Here is an 18663-nt window from a genome sequence, read left to right as displayed (position 1 = left end):
TCATGATGCTTGCGAAAACAAGAAGGAGTGCAAAGCATGAACTCAAGTGAATTGGTTCTTTACTTCGACGGGCGGTGTCCGTTATGCGTCGCGGAAATTCGGCGTCTCGGGGCCCGCGACGCGCGGCATCAACTGGCGTTCGTCGATATCGCCAGGCCGGGCTTCGACCCGGCGCCGCTGGGCGTCGACCTGCACGCGCTGAATCGCGAGCTGCATGCGCGCCTGCCTGACGGACGCATGCTGACCGGCGTCGACAGCATCCTGGCCGCCCATGCGCTGGCCGGGCGTCGCTGGCTCGTCTGGCTGCTGCGCGTGCCGGCGCTGCGCGCTGCGCTTGCGCCGCTGTATCGCCGCTTCGCGCGCAACCGGCACGCTGTTTCGCGCTGGCTCGGGTATCGCGCCGAAGCGTGCTGCGACGACGCAGTGTGCGGTACCGGCGAGCCCGCCGAAAGCCGGGAAGCAGGCCACCCTGCGCGCGACACCCTGCGCCGCATCGTCGTGAACTGGATGGTGGCGGTAGCGATCGTGCACCTGCTGGCCGGCGCAGTCGTGCCGTGGGTGGCCGGTACGCCGTGGCTCGACGCGTATCACCGGGGGATCGAACTGCATTTCCGGGCGGGAGCGGCACCCGAAGCCGCGCGTGCCCAGCAGATCTGGTGGATGTCGCTGATCGGCGCGACGGTGCAGTGCGCGTCGGTCTGGATGCTCGCGCTCGTCCATCTCGGCAACCGGTTGCGGAAACGGGAAGTGTGGGGCTGGCTGCTGGCCGGCCTGTTGATCTGGGCGCCGCAGGACATGCTGTTGTCGTGGCAGGCGCATGTGTGGGGCCACGTGGCGATCGACGTTGCCGCGCTCGTCGCGATGGTGCCGCCGCTTGTCTGGCTGTGGAGGAGGGATACGGTATGAACACCTTGCCTGCTTACGACTGGGCGCTCAACCTGCTGATCGTGCAGGGCGCGATGGGCGCATTCGATACGCTTTATCACCATGAACTCACGCAGGACCTGCCGCACAGCCCGCGCGCGCGGCTCGAGCTGGCGATTCACGCGGTGCGGTCGGTACTGTACGGCCTCGTGTTCGCATCGATCGCGAACGTCGCGTTTCACGGCGCGTGGGTCGCGGCGCTCGCGGCGGTCGTGCTCGTCGAAGTGGTGCTGACGTTGTGGGATTTCGTCGTCGAGGACCAAAGCCGCAAGCTGCCGGCGACCGAGCGCGTGCTGCACACGCTGCTGGCCGTCAACGGCGGCGCGCTGTTCGGGATGATCGCGATGCAACTGGCCGTTTGGGCGCACGAACCCACCGCGCTGCAGCCGATCGATCTCGGCTGGCGCGGCTGGCTGCTCAGCCTGTTTGCCGTCGGCGTGACGGTGTCGGGCATTCGCGACGGGATCGCCGCGTGCCGCATCGCGCACCGCGCGCCGGCCGCCAACCCGTTCGCGGGGCAGCCGCCCGGCAACGTGCTCGCGACCGGCGGGACCGGCTTCATCGGCGAAATTCTCGTGAACCAGCTGCTCGATGCGGGGCATACCGTCACGTTGCTGGCGCGCGATCCGCTGCGCGCGGCCTACCTGTTTCACGGCCGCGTGCGCAGCGTGACGTCCGCCGAACAGCTGCAGCCGCACGAGCGTTTCGACACGGTCATCAATCTCGCGGGCGCGCCGGTGCTGGGCGCACGCTGGAGCAAGCGTCGGCAGGCGGTGCTGCTCGCGAGCCGCGTCGGCGTCACGCAGTCGCTGATGCGCTGGGTCGAGCGCGCCGAGGTCAAGCCGCGCACGTGGATCCAGGCGTCCGCGATCGGTTATTACGGCGTGCGGCCGGGCGACGAACGGCTCGACGAAGGCAGCAGCGCCGGCACGGGCTTCATGTCGGATCTGTGCCGGCAGTGGGAGCAGGCCGCGCAGCCGCTCGAGCGTCACGGCGTGCGCACGGTGGTGCTGCGGCTGGGCGTCGTGTTCGGCCCCGGCGGCGCGTTGCGACCGATGCTGCTGCCGCACTACTTCGGGATGGGCGGGCGATTCGGCGACGGCGCGCAGGTGATGAGCTGGATTCACCGCGACGACGTGCTGCGGATCGTTGCGCGTGCGATGTCGAACGCGGGCATGCACGGCGTCTACAATGCGGTCGCACCGGTGCCGGTGACCCAGCGCGAGTTCGTGCAGGTCGTGACGAAGGTGCTGCGCCGCCCCGCGATGCTGCATGTGCCGGGGGCGCCGCTGCGCGTCGCGATGGGCGAGATGGCCGAGCTGCTGCTGGACGGGCAGCGCGTGATGCCGGCGCGGCTGCATCAGGACGGCTTCATGTTCCGCTTTCCAACGGTCGAGCACGCGCTGCGCGACCTGACGAACCGGCCGCACACCGATTTCGCACACACGGCCTGCCGTTTGCCGCGAGGTCGTGTATAAATTCGGCGTGAACGCGTTCGGGGCGTGTCGTACGCCCCGAATGCTCCGCATCCGACCTCACAAGGAGACTGCATGCTGCACATCCTCGGCAAGATCCCGTCCATCAACGTCCGCAAGGTGCTGTGGCTGTGCACCGAACTGAACCTGCCGTTCGAACAGGAAGACTGGGGCGCGGGCTTCCGCACGACCAACGATCCGGCCTATCTCGCGCTGAATCCGAACGCGCTCGTGCCCGTCATCAAGGACGACGACTTCGTGCTCTGGGAATCGAACACGATCATCCGCTACCTCGCGAACCGCTACGGCGGCGACGCGCTGTATCCGGCCGAGCCGCAGGCGCGCGCGCGGGTCGACCAGTGGATCGACTGGCAGGGTGCGGACCTGAACCGCTCGTGGGTCGGCGCGTTTCTCGGCCTCGTGCGCAAATCGCCCGATCACCAGCATCCGGACGGCATCGCGCAGTCGATCGCGGGCTGGACGAAGCACATGCACGTGCTGAATGCGCAGCTCGAAAAGACGGGCGCGTACGTGGCCGGCAACACCTTCACGCTCGCGGACATTCCGATCGGCCTGTCCGTCAACCGCTGGTTCGGCACGCCGTTCGAGCATCCGGATCTGCCGGCCGTGTCGCGCTACATCGAACGTCTGGCGACGCGCGAAGGTTTCAAGCAATACGCGGGCAGCGCGAATCCGTAATGCAAGGCAGGTAGCGCGTGAAGCGGCAGTGTTGCAATCGCTGCCGCCTTACGCCTGATTCATCGGCTCATGCACCCGGCGCCGGCACCGCATCGAGCACGCGCGCGAGAAACGCCTCGTGATTCCACGCGGATTCCGGCCGCGACAGCCCGAGCCGCACGACCACCAGCTGACGGCTCGGCACCACGCTCACGAACTGACCTTCATGGCCGACCGCATGAAACGCGTCGGCCGGCATCGCGGGCGCCTGCGGATCGCGATCGTTGAACGGCTCCGGCACCTTGACCCACAGCTGCGCGCCGAACTCCTGCCGCGCCGACTGTGGTGTCGCGCGCGTCAGGTAGCGCACCCAGCCTTCGGGCAGCAGCCGCTGCCCGTTCCACATCCCGTCCTGCAGCAGAAGCTGGCCGAAGCGCGCCCAGTCGCGCGCGTTCGCATACAGGTACGACGGCGCGACGAGCGTGCCGGACGCATCGGGCTCGAACACCGCGCTGCGCATCCCGAGCGGCGCGAACAGCGCGCGGCGCGGATACGCGAGGTAGTCGTTCTCGCTGCCGCCGAGCGCTTCGTGCATCACGCGCGCGACGATCGCGCTCGTGCCGCTCGAGTAGTACCACTGCGTGCCGGGCGTCGCGATGAGCGGTTTCGCCGACGCGAACCGTGCCATGTCGGGCTGAGTGAACAGCATCACGGCGACGTCGGACAGCGGGTCGTCGTAGTCCTCGTTGAACTGCAGGCCGCTCGTCATCCGCAGCAACGCGTCGAGCGTGATGGCCGCACGCGGATCGCCGGCGCCGCGCCATTCGGGCAGCAGCGCCGCCGCGTCGGGCGACAGCTTGTGCTGAGCGACGAGCGTGCCGACCAGCGCGGCCGTCACGGTCTTCGTCATCGACCAGCCGGGCAAAGGCGTGTCGGCCGTGAAGCCGGGCGCGTAGCGTTCGGCGATCACTTGGCCGCGCCACATCACGACGATCGCACGCGTGCGCCGCGGCCGTGCCGGATCGGGTTCGTCGAACGCGCGGTCGAGCGCGGTCTGCAGCTTGTGCGCGTCGATGCCGGCAGGCGGGGTGACTGATGCAGGCTGGCCGGGCGGCGGATCGGGAAGCGGCGGCAGCGCGGCGGGCAGGGCGGTCGACGTCGCGCCGGGCGACGCCCCGGGCACGAGCGTGCAGCCGAGCCCGGGCCGGAAGTCGGCTTCGCGCTCGGCGAAACCGGCGAAGGTCGCCGTCGCGCGGTGGTGATCGGGATCGATCGACGGGCGCACCAGTTTCAGCAGCGGATGGACGCCGGCCATGATGTCGACGTCGATCACGGACGCGGCCGGGCGGCCCGACACGAACACGCCGGAGCACAGCGCCTTCGCCGCGTAGCCGGTCGCGATCGGCGCGAGCCGGGACAGCATGTAGCCGGCATAGCCGACCGCGGCGGCGAGCGCGAGCGCGACACCGCGCAGCATCAGCTTCTTGAAGGGAATCGTCATGCGCGAGCGTCCTCGGTTGTCTGCAGGCAGGCCAGGAACCGGCAGTGTCGCAGGTTCGGGCGAGCGGTGGCAATGGCGGGGCGGGCGACGCCGGACGGCGTCGGTCGGGCGTATGTTGCCCGGCGTGTGCGAATCGGTTGTGTCGGTCGTAGCGGGGGCGAACGGGCCGCGCGCGGCCCGTTCAGGTCACGCTCACTGCATGTTGCTGTCCGGACGCAGCGTCCAGACCGTCGCGGTGTTCGTGTTGTCGTCGACGGCCGCGAACTGCGGCTGGCCTTTGCTGCCTTGCCCGAACGCCAGGCCGAATGCCGACCCCGGTGCGGTATCGACCTGCATTTGCGCGATGAAGCGGCCGTTCACCGTGAATTCGACGATCTCGCTCGGATGCAGCGGGTCGGGATTGACCGCGTCGCCGTTGGCGGTCACGAGATGGCCGTTCGGCGCGAGCGCCAGCGCGAGCGGCCCGTGCAGGTGCGCCGCGTCGAAGTAGATCATCCGTCCGACGCCGCCGTTACGGTTCGTCGACGCGGCGTTCTGGATCGCGAACACCGCGTTGTCGCCGGTGGACGCGACATACAGCACGTCGATGTTCGGGTCGTACGCGAGACCGGTCGGGCCGACGACGAGCGCGCTGGGATCGGTCCGGTTCACATAGCCCGACGCGATGATGCGCGAGCTCGGCAGCATCGCGACGCCGTCGTTGCCGATCGACAGGTCGATCCGCGCGACCGTCCCGTTCAGCACGTTCGACACGAACGCCGTGACGCGCTGGCCGCGATCGATCACGGTCATGTCCCACGGCCCGTCGAGCAGCGCGGCGCTGACGAGTTGCGTGACGAGGCCGCCTTGCGGATTGATGACGAGCAGCGAGCCCGGCGCGACCACGGTCTTGCCGTCCGGCGCAGGGACGTTGCCGACCAGCACGAAACCGCTGCGCAGCACCGCGAGCGCGGTCGTCAGGCCGAGATTGCGACCCTGGAAGAACGTCGCCGGCGGTTGGCCGGGCGACAGTTTCACGATCGTCGTGCCGGTGCCTTGCGCGTTCGACGCCGCGTTGAAGTTGGACACGACGACGTCGCCCGGTTTCAGCGTGCTCCACGACGGCACGCCACGCGGCACGAACGCGATGCCGTACGGATTGACGTCGCCGTTGGCGGGCACGGTCGATGCGGTGACCGATGAAATCGGCAGGATGACGTCGTCGCCGGCCCACGCGAAAGCCGACGACAACGCGATGAGCCCGGCGCCGCAAGCTGCCCGGCATAGCGTGCGCGCCATCGTGCGACAGGCGTGCGCGAAGCGCGGCGGATGAGCGGTGAAGACGGTCGGGGCGGGCGAACGACAGGAGGGAAGAGGGTCCATGGCATGACTCCGGTTGATGATCGCGATCAGTCATCCCGGCTGCCGGCCTGCGCAGCCGACGGGTGTCCGGTGCGGGTTCGCCAGCTTGCCGCGCGAACCCGCACTCGAAATAAACGGATGGCGACGGCCGGATATTCCATCCGGCAACACACGTCGAAGGCGAGCCGCCGTTCATTGTTCGCCGCGCTGGCGCCAAGGCCTGACAAGTTGAAATCCGGCCCGCCATCGGTCGATAATCGTCCGGCATTGCTCTCGCGGTCCCACTGTTCAACCGATATCGGAAAACGCCATGTCCTATGACAACAACAACCCGTTCGCGAAAATCCTGCGCGGCGAACTGCCGTGCGTGAAGGTCGCCGAAGACGACGCGACGCTCGCGATCATGGATCTCATGCCGCAGGCCGACGGTCACGTGCTCGTGATCCCGAAGGAGCCGGCCGCGCAGATCTTCGAGCTGTCCGGCGACGCGGCCGCGGCTGGCATCCGCATGACGCAGCGCGTCGCGGCGGCGGTGCGCGCGGCGCTCGAGCCGGACGGCGTGTTCATCGGCCAGTTCAACGGCGCAGCGGCCGGCCAGACGGTTCCGCACGTGCACTTCCACGTGATCCCGCGCTGGGAAGGCGCCGAGTTGCGGATGCATGCGCGCGAGATCGCCGACGCGGCGACGCTCGAAACGCTCGCGCAGCGCATTCGCGCCCGTTTCGTGTAACGGGACGATTGCGGGCGGCGCGGCAACGGCCCGCCGGCCGGCCGCCGCGCCGCCACCGGTTGTTTCAGCGGTCATGCGAGGTAACACGTGTAACGGCTGGCGAAACTCGGCCGGCCAGGCCCGGCGCTAGACTCCGCGCATTGCATCATCGAGCGACAGGAAGGGCGGATCGCCTCTTCGTGCCGGCCACCGCCTGGTGCGGCGGCGCGGCCTTCGCGAGGTGCCATTCGTCTTTCGCGCCGGGAACCGAGCCATGTCCAGACTTCTCATCACGCTTGCCCTGATCGGCGGCCTGTCCGGCTGCTACGTCGCGCCGCCGTACGGCTACGCGCCCGCGCCGGCCTACTACGGCTATGCGCCCGCGTACTACGCGCCGCCCGTCAGCGTCGGGATCGGCGGCAACATCCGCATCCGCTGATCCGGCACCGCGCGCGAGCCCCGGCCGCCCCGGCCTGGTTCGCCGCCTTTCGCCGGACGATTCGCGCGGATTCGCGCACCGCATGACGGCGACGCACGGCGTTTCGTGTGCGCGCTTCCTATACTTCACAGGAAAGCGCATCCCCACGAGGCCGTCATGACCGTCACCCGCAAGGTCGCAGTCCTGTCGGGCGTCTCCACGCTCGTCTATCTCGGGCTCGCCGTACTCGGCAGCGGTGGGTTCGCGGTGTTTTTCTCGCATCCCCAGCTGACCGTCGTCGTGATCGCGACGCTCGTGATGGCCGTCGCCGCACTGTTCACCGAAGGCAACCTGAGCAGCGGCGAGCGCGAGAGTCGCGACAACCGCTGGGTGCTCGCCGCATTCGCGGTGAGCGGGTTCCTGCTCGCGTACCTGCCTGCGCTGACCGACCGGCTCGATGTCTGGACCTTCGGCGGCGACACGGTGCGCTGGATCGGCGTCGTGCTGTACATCGCGGGCGGCGCGCTGCGGATCTGGCCGGTGTTCGTGCTCGGCAAGCGCTTCAGCGGGCTCGTCGCGATCCAGCCGGGCCATACGCTCGTGACCGACGGCATCTACCGCCGCATCCGCAATCCGAGCTACCTTGGCCTGCTCGTCAATTCGGTCGGCTGGGCGCTGGCGTTCCGCTCGGGCGTTGGCGTGCTGCTGGTCGTGCTGATGCTGGTGCCGCTCGTCGCGCGCATCCGCTCGGAGGAGGCGCTGCTGCGTTCGCAATTCGGCGCCGAATACGACGCGTATTGCGCGCGGACGTGGCGGTTGCTGCCCGGCCTGTACTGACCCCGTCAATCTTCCCCCGACCGTCGCCCGGCCGCCCGCTCACGACGCGTGCCCGATGTGTTGCCACGTGTGTCTCAAACGTGCGGCGCCGCGCATGGCCGGCCGGTCGCCGTGCGCGGCCGGACCCTTGCCGGAGCCAATGCCGGCGCGGGTTTCAGCCGATTTCGGGATGCCCGTTCGACCGCCTCTATTCGTAAACAACTTGTTACCAGAATGTCCACGGCAAGGAAGCGGGACCGGTGCTATTCTTCGCCGCAAGCTCATTGAAATGAATTGGTCCGCGGTCCGGCACAATGCCTCACCCGACGTCGATCGATTCAGATCGTCGTACCGGGCGGACCTTCAATAACCAGATTGCGAACAAGGAAGAATACGGGAATGTGGAAGAAAATCGCCCCCGCTCTCGTCGTCGCCGCGCTGACCGGCGCGACTGCGCTGCCGGCTCTGGCAGGTGACATGAACAATGCGCTTGGCGGCGCGCTCGGCGGGGTAGCCGGCGCAGCAGTCGGCGGCGCGCTCGGCGGCAGCACGGGCTCGGTAATCGGCGGCGCCATCGGCGGCGGCGCGGGTGGAGCGGTGACGTCGAACCGTCACGAGCGCACCGGCGCGATCATCGGCGGCGCACTCGGCGGCGGCGCAGGTACCGCGGCAGGCAACGCGATGGGCGGCCGCACGGGCGGCCTGCTGGGCGCGGCAGTCGGCGGCGGCGCCGGCGCGGCACTCGGCGGCAACATGTCGCGCAACTCGTACGAGCGCGATCACGGCGACCGCGGCTATCGCCACCGCAAGCATCGTCATCACCGCGACTGGGACTGATCGCCGCTGGCGCGGCACGGTGCGCGCCATGCGCACCGGCGCGCCACGGCGTCGGCACCCGACGCGAGATTCGGCCCGGCGGCCTGCCGGGCCGTCATCGCCGGCCTGGCCGGCGACCCCCTCCGGCTTCATCAGCCGCTGCCATGCGCCCGATCCACGGGCCGGCAATCACTCTCCCGCGCTGTTTCCCCGTTTCTCGGCGACTTGGCCTGCCACGCTTGAACGCGCCGGCACAGCGTCAGCACGCGTCATCACGAATCGTTCAGCGGCCCGTTCCGGCCTGACAACTGCGACGCAGCGATCCGCGCCGCGAGCCCATCTCCGTTCCCTCGCTTCGCATGACCGGACGGGTTGCGGCCCCTCCGCCGCAGTCAGGATTTCCCTGATAGCCAGCACGCTGCGCAACGCCCCGTCACCGCGCATCGCGGGCGCCGGCGGGTAGTGGGAAATCGAATGGATATCATCGCAACATTTAATTGGTCGATCGTGATCGACTTCGCTATCGTCAACGATGCCCGCGTACGGAGTCGACCGTGCCGCCCGCCGCGCCTCGCCGCATGATCGCGAGCGCCGCGGCCCGGCCACCGGACCCAGCAACCTGGGCCGCCGCGTCCGATCAACCGGACGGACCCGACGCGAAGCCTGGCCGACCGAACGAAGGCGCATGCGCTTTCAAGCCACCCCGGCAACGATGTCCCGCCGCCGCATGCGTGCCCCACGCGCGTGCGAACCGCCCGATGCCGTTTGCGCCAGGGGCCGGACCAACCCATTGCCTGGATGCAATATGTCTAAGACAACGTATTACGCGCCGCATGGCGGCCACCCGCCGCAGACGGATCTGCTGACCGATCGCGCGATGTTCACCGAGGCGTACGCGGTGATCCCGAAGGGTGTGATGCGCGACATCGTCACGAGCTGGCTGCCGTTCTGGACGAACACGCGCCTGTGGGTGATCGCCCGCCCGCTGTCGGGTTTCGCGGAAACCTTCTCGCAGTACATCGTCGAAGTGAATCCGGGCGGCGGCAGCGACAAGCCCGAGCAGGACAAGAACGCCGAAGCCGTGCTGTTCGTCGTCGAAGGCGAAGCCGAGCTGACGCTGCAGGGCAACAAGCACACGCTGAAGCCGGGCGGCTACGCATTCATTCCGCCGGGCGCGGACTGGACGCTGCACAACGTCAGCGATGCCGCGGTGCGCTTCCACTGGGTGCGCAAGCACTACCAGGCCGTCGACGGCATTCCGCTGCCGGAAGCGTTCGTGACCAACGAGCAGGACGTCGAGCCGATCCCGATGCCGGGCACCAACGGCGCATGGGTCACGACGCGCTTCGTCGACATGAGCGACATGCGCCACGACATGCACGTGAACATCGTGACGTTCGAGCCGGGCGGCGTGATCCCGTTCGCGGAAACGCACGTGATGGAGCACGGCCTGTACGTGCTGGAAGGCAAGGCCGTCTATCGCCTGAACCAGGACTGGGTCGAGGTCGAAGCGGGCGATTTCATGTGGCTGCGCGCGTTCTGCCCGCAGGCATGCTACTCGGGTGGCCCTGGCCGCTTCCGCTACCTGCTGTACAAAGACGTGAACCGTCACATGAACCTGTTGCTGAACCCGGCGCGCTGAGCGCCGCGCAAGTCGGACACGAAAGCCCGCCGGTGCATGCCGGCGGGCTTTTTTCATGGGCGATGCGTTTCGCTACAGGCCGAGTGCCGCCGCGGCCAGCGTCGCGACTTGCAGCCGCGTATCGGGCAGCAGGCCGTCCTCCATCAACCACACGGCCGACAAACCGGACCACGCGAGAATCCACTGCAGCAGCCGTTGCCGGTCGAGTTGCGCGGCATCGGCCACGAGCGCGACGCGCCGCCCGAAACGCGCGGGATCGACCGCGATGTCGTGCACGGGATTGCAGAACAGGTTTGCGTAGTCGAACGTGCGCTCGCCGCGTAGCCCTTTCGGGTCGATCGCGAGCCAGCCGCGATCGCCGAAATGCAGGAGGTTGCCGTGATGGATGTCGCCATGCAGGACGACATCGTCGACGGGCGAAGCGGCTTCGGCCAGCAACTGGCGCGCGATTGCGGCCGAGCGGCGCAGCACGTTATGGTCCGCGTCATTCGTCAGCAGGGCACGGAACCAGTCATGAAGCGGCACGATCTGCGCAGGCGGCTGCGGCGCACGATGCGCATGCAGCCGCGCGACGACGCCGCACGCGATGCGCATCGTGTCGTCGTCGTGGCCCGATGCCGACAACGCGGCCAGCGACGGTGCCGGCTGCGCACGTTCGAGCAGGATCGCATCGACGTCGTGCTGCCACACCTGTGCGGCGCCTTGCCCGTTCCACCAGGCCATCAGTGCATTGCCGCGCCGTTCTTCGTCGCACGTGGCGACTTTCAGCATCGCGGGCCGCGCATGCCACACGACGGGTAACAGGCCGCCGCTGGCGGTCAGGATCGGGCAGCCGTCGGGAGCGAGGCCCCACAGGTCGAGGTATCGATCGAACATCACACGATGGTACAAGCGAACCGGATCGCGCGCCGCGCGCCTTGCCGCGACGACATGCCGCAGGCCCGCGCATGCGGCGCGAATGGCCCCCGGCGCGCTTTCCTAAATAAAATTTAGCCAGCCAAACTTTGGCTAAAGAATGTTCCGGTTTCGGGCTATCCCTTCGACAATGCGCGCCTTCCGTGACCGGTCGGCGCCCATCTTGCGCCGGCCGGCGCGGGCACTGAAGAAGGAGCCCGACATGACCGACCACATCGCCAATCCGCCACCGCAACCCGCGCCGCCGCCGCGCCGCCGCCGCGTGTGGCGCACGCTCGCGGGCGCGCTGCTGGGCCTGACGCTCGCGTGCGCCGGCATCGGCGCATGGACGATCGATCGCATCTGGACGCAACTGCCGTCCGTCGAACACCTGGCCGTCTATCGTCCCGCGCTGCCGTTGCGGATTTTCTCGCGCGACGGCGACCTGCTTGCCGAATACGGCGTCGAGCGGCGCGAGTTCGTGCCGCTCGAACGCATCCCGCCGCTGATGCGGCACGCGCTGCTCGCGGCCGAGGATGCGAAGTTCTACGAGCACGGCGCGGTCGATATCGGCGGCCTCGCGCGCGCGACGTTCGCGAACGTCGTGACCGGGCAGCCGGGGCAGGGCGGCAGCACGATCACGATGCAGGTCGCGCGCAACTTCTACCTGACGCGCGACAAGGTGCTGAGCCGCAAGCTTGCCGAGATCCTGATGGCCGCCAAGCTCGAACGCGAATACAGCAAGGACAAGCTGCTCGAGCTGTACATGAACGAGATCTACCTGGGCGAGCGCGCGTACGGCTTCGCGGCCGCCGCGAACGTGTATTTCGGCAAGCCGCTCGACGCGCTGAGCGCGGGTGAAGCGGCGGTGCTCGCGGGGCTGCCGAAGGCGCCGTCCGCGTTCAACCCGGTCGTGAATCCGTCGCGCGCGACCGCGCGGCGCAACTACGTGCTCGGCCGCATGCATGCGCTGGGCCAGCTCGACGACGCGACCTATCGCGCGGCCGTCGACGCGCCGATCGCGCTGGCGACCACGCCGCCGCCCGGGATCGTCGCGGCGCCGTACGTCGCCGAGCGCGCACGCCGGATGATGGTCGAGCGGTTTCATGACGACGCGTACACGCTCGGCCTCGACGTGACGACGACGATCTCGATGCGCGACCAGCGCGCGGCCGAAGCCTCGCTCGACCGGACGCTGAGCCGGCAGCCGCGCGCGAAGCGCGATGCGCGCAACGGGCTCGAAGGCGCGCTCGTGTCGCTCGATGCGGCCACCGGCGACATGCTCGCGCTCGTCGGCGGCGCGGATTTCAATCGCAACGTGTTCGACCATGCGCTGCAGGCGTATCGCCAGCCGGGGTCGAGCTTCAAGCCGTTCGTCTATTCGGCGGCGCTGGAGAAGGGCTACTTCCCCGGCGTGCTCGTCGACGATACGCAGCGCACGCTCACGCACGAGGAAACCGGCGCGCGGCCGTGGCGTCCGCGCAATTTCGGCAATCGTTACGAGGGCTTCATTCCGGTGCGGCGCGGGCTCGTGCGCTCGAAGAACCTGGTCGCGGTCAGCCTGATGCAGGCCACCGACGCCCGCTACGTGCAGCAGCACGCGGTGCACTTCGGCTTCGACGCGCAGCGCAATCCGGCGTCGCTGCCGCTCGCACTCGGCGCGGGCGCCGTGACGCCGCTCGAACTCGCGAGCGCCTACAGCGTGTTCGCGAACGGCGGCACGCGGATGGAGCCGCGGCTGATCCTGTCGGTGAAGCAGCGTCACGGCGGCGCGATGTACGAGGCGACCGCACCGTCGGGCGAGCGGGTCGTGTCGGCGCGCAATGCGTTCGTGATGGACAGCATGCTGCGCGACGTCGTGCGGGCCGGCACCGCGCGCGGCGCGCTCGCGCTGCGCCGCGACGACGCGGCCGGCAAGACGGGGACGTCGAACGGATCGAAGGACGTGTGGTTCGCCGGCTACTCGTCGGGCATCGTCGCGGTCGCGTGGCTCGGCTACGACACGCCGCGCCCGATGGGGCGCGCAACCGGCGCGACGCTGGCGCTGCCGGTCTGGCTCGACTACATGAAGACGGCCGTGGACGGGCGCACGCCGGTCGATGCGACGCCACCGCAGGACGTCGCGCTCGTCGACGGCGATTTCGTCTACGCCGAATACACGCGCGGCACGTGCACGTCCGACGTGCCGGCCTATATCCGCAGCCGCTTTGCGTGCGGCGGTGCGCTGGCAACCGATGCGCCGGATGCGCAGGCCGACCGCGGCCGGCGCGACGAACCGATGCCTGCCGCGGTCGATGCGGCCGAGCGCGAACGCGTGCTCGACCTGTTCCGGACCGACGACTGACGCACACCATGCATACGCTTTATCTGATTGCGATCGTCGCGGAAGCGATGTCGGGGGCGCTGATGGGCATGCGCCGCGGAATGGACCGCTTCGGGCTCGCGCTCGTCGGCGCGGTGACGGCGCTCGGCGGCGGCACCGTGCGCGACGTGCTGCTCGGCCACTATCCGCTCGGCTGGATCGCGCATCCGGAATACCTGGTGATCACGCTGGTCGCGGCGACCGTCGCGTCGTGGGCGGCACGGCACGTCGCGCGGATGAAAACGCTGTTCGTCACCGTCGATGCGATCGGCCTCGCGGCATTCACGATCATCGGCTGCGACATCGGTGCGTCGACCGGCATCGCGCCGATCATCGTCGTGCTGGCCGGCGCGATCACGGGCGTCGGCGGCGGGATGCTGCGCGACCTGCTGTGCAACGAGATGCCGCTGATCCTGCGCGAGGAGCTCTATGCGAGTGTCGCGTTCGTCACGGGCACGCTGTATGTCGGGATGCAGCATCTGGGCATCGACGCGGGTTTCGCGACGATCGTCGCACTGGCCGCCGGTTTCTCGATGCGGATGCTCGCGGTGCAGCTGGGCTGGAAGATGCGGACCTTCGGCGCGGCGGACGTCGAGCGTTGAGCGCGCGCGGCCACGCGCGCCGCGCCGGCGTTCAGTCCGGCTGCATCACCTGAAAGACGTTTCCTTCCGGATCGATGCCGTCGTACATCGCGTACGGGAAGCCGTCGAAGCGCTTGAGATCGCGCACGGTCACCCCGTCGCGGGCGAGCCGGTCGCGATGCGCGTCGATACCGGCGTCGATCCTGAATACGAGTTTCACGTTGCTGGTGTCCGCTTTTGCGCTTGCAGGCGCAGGCGCCGTCGCATGGCGGAACGCCGGGCCGGCCAGATGCAGCGCGAGTTCAATCGCGCCCGCGTCGAGCACGACCCATTCGCCGTCGATTTCCTCGATGACGGGTAACTCGAAATACCGCTGGTAGAACGTTTTCAGCAGCGTGACGTTCTGGACATACAGGATGATGCGGGTCATCGGAAGCGGCATGGGCGTCTCCTCGAAGGGGCAGTGTGGACGATCTCAAATGACAGTCGCGGACGATGGCAGCGCATCGCGCCGGGTAACGATCCCGCGCTACGCGGGCACCATCACCGGCGGCGCACCGTCGCCGGTTTCCACCATCTTCACCGCGAATCCATAGCATTGCGCGATATGCGCAGGCGTCATCAAGTCGTGCGGCGTGCCATGCGCGACGATCGTGCCGTCGGCGAGCATCGCGATCGTATCGGCGTGCCGTGCGGCGAGGTTCGGATCGTGGACGATCGCCAGCACGCCGAGCTGCCATTCGCGCGCGACCGCGCGCACGGTGTCGAGCAGGCGATGCTGGTGCGCGAGGTCGAGCGCGGCGGTCGGTTCGTCGAGCAACAGGTAGCGCGGGCCGCGTTCCGGCGCGTCGTCGTCCGGCCACAGCTGCGCGAGCACGCGAGCGAATTGCACGCGTGCGAGTTCGCCGCCGGACAGCGTCGTGACGTCGCGGCCGACGAGCGCATCGGCGCCTGCGCGTTCGAGCGCATGCCACGCAATGTCGCGATCGCGGTGCGACGTCGCACCGCTGCGCCGCGCGTGCGGATAGCGGCCGAGCAGCACGATTTCGTCGACGCTGAACGGGAAGGCCGGCTGCGCGGCCTGCGGCAGCACCGCGCGCAGGCACGCGAGCCGCGGTGCGTCGATGCGTGCGAGCGGTTCGCCGTTCAGCGTGACGTCGCCCGTCACGCGTACGCCGTTCGGCGCGACGCTGCCGGTCAGTTCGCCGGCAAAGGTCTTCAGCAGCGTGCTCTTGCCCGCGCCGTTGCGGCCGAGCAGCGCGGTCACGCGGCCGGGTTCGATCGACAGCGACAGGTCGCGCAGGATCGCGTTGTGGCGGCGCGCGACGTCGAGATGGTGGACAGTCAGCATGATCGTCATGAATAAAGGATTACCCGCCGAGCGCGCCGCGGTTCTTCCACAGCAGCGCGAGGAAGAACGGCGCGCCGAGCAGCGCGGTCAGCACGCCAAGCGGAATCTCGGCCGGAGCGGCGACGGTGCGTGCGGCGAGATCGGCGGCGAGCGTCAGCAACGCGCCGAGCAGTGCGGCGCCGGGCAGCACGATGCGCTGGTCGGGGCCGCACGCGAGGCGCACGCAATGCGGTGCGACGAGCCCGATGAAGCCGATGATGCCCGCGCATGACACCAGTGCGCCGACGGCAAGCGCGACCGCCACGAGCACGCGCCGCTTCAGCCGCTGCACCGGCACACCGAGATGCAGCGCTTCAGTTTCGCCGAGCTGCAACGCGTTCAGCGCGTCGCGTTCGCGCGCGAGCAGCACGCAGCCGATCGCGACGCACGGCGCCACGGCCGCCAGCGCGGACCATTGCGCGCCGCCGAGGCTGCCGAGGCTCCAGAAGGTCAGCGAGCGCAGTTGCGCGTCGTCGGCGACGAACGTGAGCAGCCCGATCGCCGCGCCGACCAGCGCATTGATCGCGATGCCGGCGAGCAGCAGCAGCGGCAGCGCGAGCCGGCCGCGCGACGCGGCCAGCCGGTAGACGAGCGCCGCGACCGCGAGCGCGCCTGCAAAGGCGGCGACGGGCAGCGCGGCTGCGCTCGCGTGCGCGGCAAAGAGTGCGGGACCGAGCACGATCATCGTCGTCGCGCCGAGTGCGGCGCCGCTCGACACGCCGACGAGCCCCGGATCGGCGAGCGGATTGCGGAACAGCGCCTGCATCGCGGCGCCGGTTGCACCGAAGCCGCCGCCGACCAGCAGCGCGAGCACGACGCGCGGCGCGCGGATGTCGAACAGCACCGCGCGTGCCTGCTGCGCGGCGGCATCGCCGGTCAGCGCGGCCCAGGCTTCCGCGAGCGGAATGCGGTACGCGCCAACACACAGTGCGACGACGGACATCGCGCACACGAGCACGGCGAGCGCGGCCAGCGCGAACGGCGCGAACGGCGCGAAGCGGCGCGACGTGCCGACGCGCGCGGCGCCGGAGCGCGAAGCGGGCGACGGCGCGGGGAAGGGCGAAGCGTGAGCGGGCATCGAGGCAATCCGGAATCAGGCGAGCGCATCCGACAGGCGCCGGTGCAGGGTCGTGACGGCAAGCGGCAGGCGCGGGCCGAAGCCGAGCAGGAACAGCGCGTCGAGCGATACGACACGCTGTGCGCGGCCGGCCGGCGTCGCGCCGAAGCCGGGCGTTGCCAGCAGCGCGGCGCGGCCGCCAACGGCCGCGAGCCCTTCGTCGGAGATCAGCACGACGTCGGGTGCGGCAACCGCGAGCGCCTCGGTCGTCAGCGGCTTGTAGTGATCGAAGCCCTGCATCGCGTTGCGCGCGCCCGCGTAGCGGATCATCGCGTCGGCAGCCGTGCGCTGGCCGGCGACGAGCGCCTGGTTGCCGGTATGGTTCAGCACGAACAGCACGCGCGGCGGTTGCGCGCCGCCGGGCACGCGCGCGGCGACCGCGTCACGCGCGGCCTGCCAGTCGCGATCGAAGCGTTGCAGCAGCGCGGTGCCGGCGTCGCGGACGTCGAGCGCCTGCGCGATGCCGGCGATCTTCGCGCGCACCGATTCGACGTCGTGGCGTTCGTCGAACGTCGTCACCGTGACGCCCGCGCTTTTCACCTGCGCGATCGCGGCGGGCGGGCCGGCTTCCGCCGATGCCAGGACGAGATCGGGCCGCAGCGACAGCAGCCCCTCGGCCGACAGCGCGCGCTGGTAGCCGACCTTCGGCAGGCGTTTCGCGGCGTCCGGATACGTGCAGGTCGTGTCGGCGCCGACGAGCCGGTAGCGCGGCGTCTCGGCGCCGCCGAGCGCGAACGCGGTTTCCGCGAGTGCGCCGCCGATCACGACCACGCGCTTCGGGGTGGCCGCCGCAACTTGCGCGAGCGCGCTGCCGGGCAGCGCGCCCGCGAGCGCACCGGCCGCCGCGCTTGCCAGCACCGCGCGGCGGCGCGGATCGAACGGCCGCGCGCTCATCGCGCGTCCCCGCGTGCGGCCGCCGGCAGCGTCGCGACGAGCGCACGCCAGTCGTCGCGTTCGACCTTGCCGGGCTTGCGCTCGCCGAACAGCAGCGCGACGTGGTCGCCCTGCCGGTCGAACAGTTCGAGCGACGTGACGATGCCGTCGCTCGTCGGCTTCTTCACGACCCACGCGGCCGCGATCAGGTCCTCGCGCACATGCAGGTTGAAGCCGGGGTCGAGCACGTTGATCCACGCGCCGACCTCGCGCACGTTCGCGACGGGGCCGGTGTGGATCTGGATCATCCCCGCATTGCCGACGAACACCATGATCGGCTGTCCGCTTTGTGCGGCCTGCTGGAGCACGTGGCGCAGTGCATGCGCGGTCTCGACCGGATACGCGTATTGCGGATCGGCGAGGCGCAGCGCCTGCATGCGGCTCACGCCGAAACGCTGTGTGAGGCCGAAGAACTGGTGCGTGTCGGTCATCGCGTCCCAGGCGGCGCGGAAACCCGCGACGTCGATCTCGGTGTCCGCGCGCTCGGGCGCTTTCGGCGCGGCGGGCGCGACCTCGAGGCCGGGCTCCTGCGACGGCGCGCGCCAGCGTTCGACGAACGCATCGTATGCCGCGTGGTCGCTGTGCGCGCGCAGGTAGACCTTGTGGATCGCATGGCCCTGCGCATCGAAGAATTGCAGGCTTTTCAGCGGGCCGTGCGCGGTCTCGTCGCGCACCGCGAACGCCGACACCCAGTGGCGGTAGAAGATGCGCAGGTCGATGTCGCCGAGCGCGAGGCCGACGGGGCCGTCATGGCTCATTTGCGCATATTCGCCGTCCTTCTCGTGGACGGCCGTGTCGTTGCGCGTGAGCGCCATCACGCGGCCGAGGCGCGGCATTTCCTCGAACATCGCCGGAAAACGCGCGTCGAGCCGCACGACGTGCTCGCCGACGAACGCGGCGAGCGCCTCGCCTTCGCTGACGCCGAGCGCCTGCGCGACGTCGCGGTTGCGCAGCTGGCGCTCGGTCTTGAGCTTGACGAATGCGTCGCGCAGCGCGGCGGCTGCACGGGCCGGGCTGGCCGATTGACCGGGAAGGGCGGATTGCATCATGTCGGACTCCTTCAAGT

18 protein-coding genes are annotated in these 18663 nt (G+C 69.5%); 10 read left to right on the top strand and 8 right to left on the bottom strand.

Annotated features, from left to right (window positions below):
• Window positions 1-36 precede the first annotated feature (36 nt).
• The 3 genes from OHZ10_RS17555 (at window position 37) to OHZ10_RS17545 (ending at window position 3098) form a co-directional block, all read left to right on the top strand.
• On the top strand, window positions 37-906 hold the full coding sequence (locus OHZ10_RS17555) for a DUF393 domain-containing protein (protein ID WP_342705436.1): 870 nt from the start codon (window positions 37-39) through the stop codon (window positions 904-906).
• Window positions 903-2402: a TIGR01777 family oxidoreductase gene (locus tag OHZ10_RS17550; RefSeq protein WP_342705435.1), complete on the top strand. Its 1500-nt coding sequence runs from the start codon at window positions 903-905 to the stop codon at window positions 2400-2402. Before OHZ10_RS17555 ends, OHZ10_RS17550 begins: the two co-directional genes overlap by 4 nt.
• A gap of 72 nt (window positions 2403-2474) precedes the next feature.
• Complete coding sequence (locus OHZ10_RS17545) at window positions 2475-3098, top strand: glutathione S-transferase family protein (protein ID WP_059238665.1); 624 nt, start codon at window positions 2475-2477, stop codon at window positions 3096-3098.
• A gap of 67 nt (window positions 3099-3165) precedes the next feature.
• Here the strand turns inward: OHZ10_RS17545 and OHZ10_RS17540 are convergent, their stop codons facing one another.
• Window positions 3166-4578 (bottom strand): serine hydrolase, encoded by a 1413-nt coding sequence (locus OHZ10_RS17540; protein ID WP_342705434.1) that lies wholly within the window; start codon window positions 4576-4578, stop codon window positions 3166-3168.
• A 192-nt stretch (window positions 4579-4770) separates the two neighbouring features.
• The gene (locus OHZ10_RS17535; RefSeq protein ID WP_174991597.1) at window positions 4771-5940 is read right to left on the bottom strand and encodes a YncE family protein; all 1170 of its coding nucleotides are present in this window, start codon (window positions 5938-5940) and stop codon (window positions 4771-4773) included.
• A 289-nt stretch (window positions 5941-6229) separates the two neighbouring features.
• Here OHZ10_RS17535 and OHZ10_RS17530 point away from each other — a divergent pair, with 289 nt between their 5' ends.
• The 5 genes from OHZ10_RS17530 (at window position 6230) to OHZ10_RS17510 (ending at window position 10320) form a co-directional block, all read left to right on the top strand.
• Window positions 6230-6649, top strand: coding sequence for an HIT family protein (locus tag OHZ10_RS17530; RefSeq protein ID WP_059238668.1), 420 nt, complete (start codon window positions 6230-6232; stop codon window positions 6647-6649).
• Between the two features lie 253 nt (window positions 6650-6902).
• Window positions 6903-7067 carry a hypothetical protein gene (locus OHZ10_RS17525; RefSeq protein ID WP_174991595.1) on the top strand — a complete coding sequence of 55 codons (165 nt, stop codon included), beginning with the start codon at window positions 6903-6905 and terminating at the stop codon, window positions 7065-7067.
• Between the two features lie 156 nt (window positions 7068-7223).
• A complete protein-coding gene (locus OHZ10_RS17520; RefSeq protein WP_342705433.1) occupies window positions 7224-7883 on the top strand; it encodes an isoprenylcysteine carboxylmethyltransferase family protein in 660 nt (219 codons plus the stop codon).
• Between the two features lie 378 nt (window positions 7884-8261).
• Window positions 8262-8699, top strand: coding sequence for a hypothetical protein (locus OHZ10_RS17515; protein ID WP_059238672.1), 438 nt, complete (start codon window positions 8262-8264; stop codon window positions 8697-8699).
• 784 nt (window positions 8700-9483) lie between these two features.
• Complete coding sequence (locus tag OHZ10_RS17510; protein WP_059238674.1) at window positions 9484-10320, top strand: bifunctional allantoicase/(S)-ureidoglycine aminohydrolase; 837 nt, start codon at window positions 9484-9486, stop codon at window positions 10318-10320.
• 72 nt (window positions 10321-10392) lie between these two features.
• On the opposite strand, the gene OHZ10_RS17505 is transcribed toward OHZ10_RS17510, so the two are convergent.
• Window positions 10393-11196, bottom strand: a complete 804-nt coding sequence (locus OHZ10_RS17505; RefSeq protein ID WP_342705432.1) for an aminoglycoside phosphotransferase family protein — start codon at window positions 11194-11196, stop codon at window positions 10393-10395.
• A 241-nt stretch (window positions 11197-11437) separates the two neighbouring features.
• On the opposite strand from OHZ10_RS17505, the gene OHZ10_RS17500 reads away from it, so the two are divergent.
• Both OHZ10_RS17500 and OHZ10_RS17495 read left to right on the top strand, forming a co-directional pair.
• Complete coding sequence (locus OHZ10_RS17500; protein WP_340625626.1) at window positions 11438-13558, top strand: PBP1A family penicillin-binding protein; 2121 nt, start codon at window positions 11438-11440, stop codon at window positions 13556-13558.
• Between the two features lie 8 nt (window positions 13559-13566).
• The gene (locus OHZ10_RS17495) at window positions 13567-14178 is read left to right on the top strand and encodes a trimeric intracellular cation channel family protein (RefSeq protein ID WP_256087096.1); all 612 of its coding nucleotides are present in this window, start codon (window positions 13567-13569) and stop codon (window positions 14176-14178) included.
• Window positions 14179-14209: 31 nt separating this feature from the next.
• On the opposite strand, the gene OHZ10_RS17490 is transcribed toward OHZ10_RS17495, so the two are convergent.
• The 5 genes from OHZ10_RS17490 to OHZ10_RS17470 all read right to left on the bottom strand — a co-directional run bounded on the left by OHZ10_RS17490 (window position 14210) and on the right by OHZ10_RS17470 (window position 18646).
• Window positions 14210-14599, bottom strand: a complete 390-nt coding sequence (locus OHZ10_RS17490; protein WP_174991592.1) for a VOC family protein — start codon at window positions 14597-14599, stop codon at window positions 14210-14212.
• A gap of 87 nt (window positions 14600-14686) precedes the next feature.
• Complete coding sequence (locus OHZ10_RS17485; protein WP_342706014.1) at window positions 14687-15508, bottom strand: heme ABC transporter ATP-binding protein; 822 nt, start codon at window positions 15506-15508, stop codon at window positions 14687-14689.
• 19 nt (window positions 15509-15527) lie between these two features.
• The gene (locus OHZ10_RS17480; protein WP_342705431.1) at window positions 15528-16625 is read right to left on the bottom strand and encodes an iron ABC transporter permease; all 1098 of its coding nucleotides are present in this window, start codon (window positions 16623-16625) and stop codon (window positions 15528-15530) included.
• Window positions 16626-16640: 15 nt separating this feature from the next.
• On the bottom strand, window positions 16641-17558 hold the full coding sequence (locus tag OHZ10_RS17475) for a heme/hemin ABC transporter substrate-binding protein (RefSeq protein WP_256087099.1): 918 nt from the start codon (window positions 17556-17558) through the stop codon (window positions 16641-16643).
• Window positions 17555-18646, bottom strand: coding sequence for a hemin-degrading factor (locus OHZ10_RS17470; RefSeq protein ID WP_059240885.1), 1092 nt, complete (start codon window positions 18644-18646; stop codon window positions 17555-17557). Before OHZ10_RS17470 ends, OHZ10_RS17475 begins: the two co-directional genes overlap by 4 nt.
• Window positions 18647-18663 lie beyond the last annotated feature (17 nt).

The organism is Burkholderia arboris, from assembly GCF_038723655.1.
In the GTDB taxonomy this organism is placed as follows: Bacteria; Pseudomonadota; Gammaproteobacteria; order Burkholderiales; family Burkholderiaceae; genus Burkholderia; species Burkholderia arboris.
Note: the sequence above shows the minus strand (reverse complement) of the source record. Positions and strands in the feature narration are given on the sequence as shown.

What these genes read in the sequence shown, in the direction of transcription:
- OHZ10_RS17555 (WP_342705436.1), top strand. Translation starts at nt 37, where the DNA reads ATGAACTCAAGTGAATTGGTTCTTTACTTCGACGGGCGGTGTCCGTTA.
- OHZ10_RS17550 (WP_342705435.1), top strand. Translation starts at nt 903, where the DNA reads ATGAACACCTTGCCTGCTTACGACTGGGCGCTCAACCTGCTGATCGTG.
- OHZ10_RS17545 (WP_059238665.1), top strand. Translation starts at nt 2,475, where the DNA reads ATGCTGCACATCCTCGGCAAGATCCCGTCCATCAACGTCCGCAAGGTG.
- OHZ10_RS17540 (WP_342705434.1), bottom strand. Translation starts at nt 4,578, where the DNA reads ATGACGATTCCCTTCAAGAAGCTGATGCTGCGCGGTGTCGCGCTCGCG.
- OHZ10_RS17535 (WP_174991597.1), bottom strand. Translation starts at nt 5,940, where the DNA reads ATGGACCCTCTTCCCTCCTGTCGTTCGCCCGCCCCGACCGTCTTCACC.
- OHZ10_RS17530 (WP_059238668.1), top strand. Translation starts at nt 6,230, where the DNA reads ATGTCCTATGACAACAACAACCCGTTCGCGAAAATCCTGCGCGGCGAA.
- OHZ10_RS17525 (WP_174991595.1), top strand. Translation starts at nt 6,903, where the DNA reads ATGTCCAGACTTCTCATCACGCTTGCCCTGATCGGCGGCCTGTCCGGC.
- OHZ10_RS17520 (WP_342705433.1), top strand. Translation starts at nt 7,224, where the DNA reads ATGACCGTCACCCGCAAGGTCGCAGTCCTGTCGGGCGTCTCCACGCTC.
- OHZ10_RS17515 (WP_059238672.1), top strand. Translation starts at nt 8,262, where the DNA reads ATGTGGAAGAAAATCGCCCCCGCTCTCGTCGTCGCCGCGCTGACCGGC.
- OHZ10_RS17510 (WP_059238674.1), top strand. Translation starts at nt 9,484, where the DNA reads ATGTCTAAGACAACGTATTACGCGCCGCATGGCGGCCACCCGCCGCAG.
- OHZ10_RS17505 (WP_342705432.1), bottom strand. Translation starts at nt 11,196, where the DNA reads ATGTTCGATCGATACCTCGACCTGTGGGGCCTCGCTCCCGACGGCTGC.
- OHZ10_RS17500 (WP_340625626.1), top strand. Translation starts at nt 11,438, where the DNA reads ATGACCGACCACATCGCCAATCCGCCACCGCAACCCGCGCCGCCGCCG.
- OHZ10_RS17495 (WP_256087096.1), top strand. Translation starts at nt 13,567, where the DNA reads ATGCATACGCTTTATCTGATTGCGATCGTCGCGGAAGCGATGTCGGGG.
- OHZ10_RS17490 (WP_174991592.1), bottom strand. Translation starts at nt 14,599, where the DNA reads ATGCCGCTTCCGATGACCCGCATCATCCTGTATGTCCAGAACGTCACG.
- OHZ10_RS17485 (WP_342706014.1), bottom strand. Translation starts at nt 15,508, where the DNA reads ATGCTGACTGTCCACCATCTCGACGTCGCGCGCCGCCACAACGCGATC.
- OHZ10_RS17480 (WP_342705431.1), bottom strand. Translation starts at nt 16,625, where the DNA reads ATGCCCGCTCACGCTTCGCCCTTCCCCGCGCCGTCGCCCGCTTCGCGC.
- OHZ10_RS17475 (WP_256087099.1), bottom strand. Translation starts at nt 17,558, where the DNA reads ATGAGCGCGCGGCCGTTCGATCCGCGCCGCCGCGCGGTGCTGGCAAGC.
- OHZ10_RS17470 (WP_059240885.1), bottom strand. Translation starts at nt 18,646, where the DNA reads ATGATGCAATCCGCCCTTCCCGGTCAATCGGCCAGCCCGGCCCGTGCA.